The organism is Propionivibrio sp., assembly GCF_017995515.1.
Lineage (GTDB): Bacteria > Pseudomonadota > Gammaproteobacteria > Burkholderiales > Rhodocyclaceae > Propionivibrio.
On the sequence record NZ_JAGOIT010000163.1, the window covers coordinates 1 to 4,383 of the forward strand.

General features: G+C 63.4%; 2 protein-coding genes. Both read left to right on the forward strand.

The genetic code is table 11. From position 1 onward, the window contains the following. Nucleotides 1-47: 47 nt before the first annotated feature. On the forward strand, nt 48-2,756 hold the full coding sequence (gene secA / locus KBA32_RS16480; protein ID WP_294361311.1) for a preprotein translocase subunit SecA: 2,709 nt from the start codon (nt 48-50) through the stop codon (nt 2,754-2,756). Between the two features lie 214 nt (nt 2,757-2,970). Then, nucleotides 2,971-4,209, forward strand: a complete 1,239-nt coding sequence (gene argJ / locus KBA32_RS16485; RefSeq protein ID WP_294361313.1) for a bifunctional glutamate N-acetyltransferase/amino-acid acetyltransferase ArgJ — start codon at nt 2,971-2,973, stop codon at nt 4,207-4,209. Nucleotides 4,210-4,383 lie beyond the last annotated feature (174 nt).

Here is a 4,383-nt window from a genome sequence, read left to right on the forward strand (position 1 = left end):
GTCGCGCGTGCTAGAATCGTTTTCTTTTGCGCTCCCATATTCCAACAATGATTTCCGGCCTACTCAAGAAGATTTTCGGCAGCCGCAATGATCGGCTGATCAAGCAGTATTCCACGGTTGTCCGGCAGATCAACGCGCTGGAAGCTGGGATCAGCGCCTTGTCCGACGAGGCGCTACAAGCCAAGACCGACGAGTTCAGAACGCGCGTGACCAACGGCGAATCGCTCGACGCGTTGCTGCCGGAAGCCTTCGCCGTCGTGCGCGAAGCCGGCCAGCGCGTGCTCGGCATGCGCCACTTCGACGTCCAACTGATCGGCGGCATGGTGCTGCACTACGGCAAGATCGCCGAAATGCGTACCGGCGAAGGCAAGACGCTGGTCGCGACGCTGCCGGCCTACCTCAACGCGCTGTCCGGCAAGGGCGTGCATATCGTCACCGTCAATGATTACCTGGCCAGCCGCGACGCCGAGTGGATGGGCCGGCTGCATCGCTTCCTCGGCCTCACCGTCGGCTGCAACATGGCGGGCATGGATCACGCGGCCAAGCAGGCGGCGTTCGCCTGCGACATCACCTACGGCACGAACAACGAATTCGGCTTCGACTACCTGCGCGACAACATGGTCTACTCGACAGGCGAGCGGGTGCAGCGCAAGCTCAACTACGCGATCGTCGACGAAGTGGACTCGATCCTCATCGACGAGGCGCGCACGCCGCTGATCATTTCCGGCCAGGCCGAGGATCGCACCGACCTTTACGTGCGCATGAACCAGGTCGCGCCGATGCTGACGCGCTGTGCCGAAGAAAACGGCCCGGGCGACTACTGGGTCGACGAAAAGGGCCATCAGGTGCTGATGACCGAAGCCGGGCACGAACACGCCGAGGAAGTGCTGGAGCGCGTCGGCCTGCTGCCGGCTGGCACCAGCCTCTACGACGCCTCCAACATCGTCCTCATCCACCACCTCTACGCCGCGCTGCGCGCGCACAGCCTGTTCCTCAAGGATCAGCAGTACGTCGTGCAGAACGGTGAGGTCATCATCGTCGACGAGTTCACCGGCCGCCTGATGGCCGGTCGCCGCTGGTCGGACGGCCTGCATCAGGCCGTCGAAGCCAAGGAAGGCGTGGCGATCCAGAACGAGAACCAGACGCTGGCGTCGATCACCTTCCAGAACTACTTCCGCATGTACGGCAAGCTCTCGGGCATGACCGGGACGGCGGATACCGAAGCGTACGAATTCCAGCAGATCTACGGCCTGGAAACGGTCGTCATCCCGACCAATAAGCCGATGCTGCGCGTCGACAACAACGATCAGATCTTCCGTACGGCGCAAGAGAAGTACAACGCGATCATCGCCGACATCCGCGATTGCCGCGGGCGCGGCCAGCCGGTGCTCGTCGGCACGACGTCGATCGAGAACTCCGAGCTCCTGTCCAGCCTGCTCGACAAGGAAAAGCTGCCGCACCAGGTGTTGAACGCCAAGCAGCACGCGCGCGAAGCCGAGATCGTCGTCCAGGCCGGTCGTCCGGGGATGATTACCATCGCCACCAACATGGCCGGCCGCGGGACCGACATCGTCCTCGGCGGCAGCATCACCAAGCAGATCGACGCCATCCGCGAGGACGAGTCACTCGACCAGGCGACCCGGGACGAGCGTATCGCCGCAATGCGTGCCGACTGGCAGAAGCTGCACGATCAGGTCGTCGCCGCCGGTGGCTTGCACATCATCGGCTCCGAGCGCCACGAGTCGCGCCGCATCGACAACCAGCTGCGCGGCCGTTCCGGCCGTCAGGGCGACCCCGGTTCGTCGCGCTTCTACCTCGCGCTCGATGACTCCTTGCTGCGCATCTTCGCCGGCGATCGTCTCAAGATGATCATGGAAAAGCTGAAGATGCCGGAGGGCGAGGCGATCGAGCATCCGCTCGTGTCGCGCTCGCTCGAATCCGCGCAGCGCAAGGTCGAAGGCCGCAACTTCGACATCCGCAAGCAGCTGCTCGAATACGACGACGTCGCCAACGACCAGCGCAAGGTCATCTACGCGCAGCGCAACGAGTTGCTGGAAACCGACGACATCACCGAGACCGTCGTCGCCATGCGCCACGGCGTGCTGACCGACGCCTTCCGCCGCTTCGTGCCGGCCGACAGCGTCGAAGAACAGTGGGATCTGCCGGGGCTGGAGAAGGATCTGGCGTCCGAGTTGCAGGTCTCGGCGCCGATCGTCGATTGGTTCAAGAACGAGCCGACGATCAACGACGCGGAAATCCTCAAGCGCATCATCGCCATCGCCGACGAGGCGTATCAGGCCAAGGTCGAACAGGTCGGTGCGACGCCTTTCCACCAGTTCGAGCGCAACGTCATGCTGCAGAGCCTCGATACGCACTGGCGCGAACACCTCGCCGCGCTCGATCATCTGCGGCAGGGCATCCACCTGCGCGGTTACGCGCAGAAGAACCCGAAGCAGGAATACAAGCGCGAAGCGTTCGAACTCTTCGAGTTGCTGCTCGACGGCGTGCGCAACGACGTGACCCGCTTGCTGATGACCGTGCAGGTCCGCGCCGCAGACGTCGAAGAGACGGCGCCGCAGTCCGACGTCCACAACGTCCAGTACCACCACGCCGACTACGACGAAGCGCTGGGTACCAACAGCGACGAGGCGCAAGCCAGCCAGCCGATGAATGCGCAGCCGAAGGTCGGCCGCAACGACCCGTGCCCCTGCGGTTCGGGCAAGAAGTACAAGCAGTGCCACGGCAAGCTGAGCTAGCGAAATTTAGGCACACTTGCGAGAAATGCACAAGGAGCGCAGCTCGCTGCGCGAAGAAGGCGTATCCACGGTAGAACACGCCCATTCGCCCAGTAGAACTGGGTTCCTACAAAGAAATGCGGCGACCGTGTTGTTGAAAATCGGGCTCATCCGAAATCCGGCAGCACAGCCCTTGGTTCTCGTCCCGCTATTCCTGCCCTGAAAGAGGTTGAAGATGACCGTCAATTTCACGACTCCCGCCCCCGAGGCCCTGTTCCCCGTGGCCGGCGTCCGCCTGGGCCTCGCCGAAGCGGGCATCCGCAAGCTGAACCGGCGCGACCTCACACTGCTGGCGCTCGACAAAGGATGCACAGTCGCCGGCGTCTTCACCCAGAACCGTTTCTGCGCGGCACCGGTCCAGCTCTGCCGCCGCCATCTAGATTCCGGCAGTGAAATCCGCGCCCTCGTCATCAACACCGGCATCGCCAACGCCGGCACGGGCGAAGCGGGGATGCTGGCCGCCCGGCAAACGTGCGACGCCGTCGGGCAACTGCTCGGCGTCGGTGCGGGGCAAGTCCTGCCGTTCTCCACCGGCGTCATCCTCGAGCCGCTGCCCGTCGATCGCCTGATCGCCGGTTTGCCGCAATGTCAAAGCGACCTCGCCGCCGCTCACTGGCACGCCGCCGCGCACGGCATCATGACTACCGATACGGTCGCCAAGGCTGCCTCGCGGCGCGTCGAAATCAACGGCAAAGCGGTGACGATTACCGGCATGAGCAAGGGCGCCGGCATGATCAAGCCGAACATGGCGACCATGCTCGGCTTCGTCGCCACCGACGCCGGCATCGCCGAACCGCTGCTGCGCCAGCTGGTGAAGGAGGCGGCCGACGAGTCATTCAACTGCATCACGGTCGATGGCGACACCTCAACCAACGACTCCTTCATCGTCATCGCCACCGGCCAGTCCGGCGCGCAGTTCAGCGATGCCGCGCAGCCCGGCTTCGACGCCCTGCGCGCCGCGATCACCGGCGTCGCCGTCGAGCTCGCGCAAGCGATCGTGCGCGACGGCGAAGGTGCGACCAAGTTCATCACCCTCGCCGTCGAAGGTGGAAGAAATCGCGATGAATGCAAGCGCGTCGGCTACGCCATCGGCCACTCGCCGCTCGTCAAAACCGCCTTCTTCGCCTCCGACCCCAACCTCGGCCGCATCCTCGCCGCGATCGGCTACGCCGAGATCGAAAAACTCGACGTAGACAACGTCCGCGTCTGGCTCGGCAGCGAAGGCGAAGAAGTGCTCGTCGCCGAGAACGGCGGCCGTGCCGATTCCTACCGCGAAGAAGCCGGCGCGCGCATCATGAAGTCGGCCGAAATCACCGTTCGCGTCGATCTTGGGCGCGGTTCGGCCAGCGGCCGGGTATACACCTGCGATTTCTCTTACGACTACGTGAAAATCAACGCGGACTATCGGAGCTAATGCAGAGCGCAGAATACTCTGCACAAATTCCGCAATCTTCGGGAACTGGTTTTGTAGATACTGTGATGAAAGTCAAACGCCGTGACGCGCCGGATCAAAGGGTTTGCCGGATTTGAGGACGCCGAAGGCGACGTGTATGAGTTTGCGCATCATGGCACCGATGATGAGTTTAGG

Bases quoted from the DNA above. Each gene is read 5' to 3' on its own strand.
- secA (WP_294361311.1), top strand. From the start codon at position 48: ATGATTTCCGGCCTACTCAAGAAGATTTTCGGCAGCCGCAATGATCGG.
- argJ (WP_294361313.1), top strand. From the start codon at position 2,971: ATGACCGTCAATTTCACGACTCCCGCCCCCGAGGCCCTGTTCCCCGTG.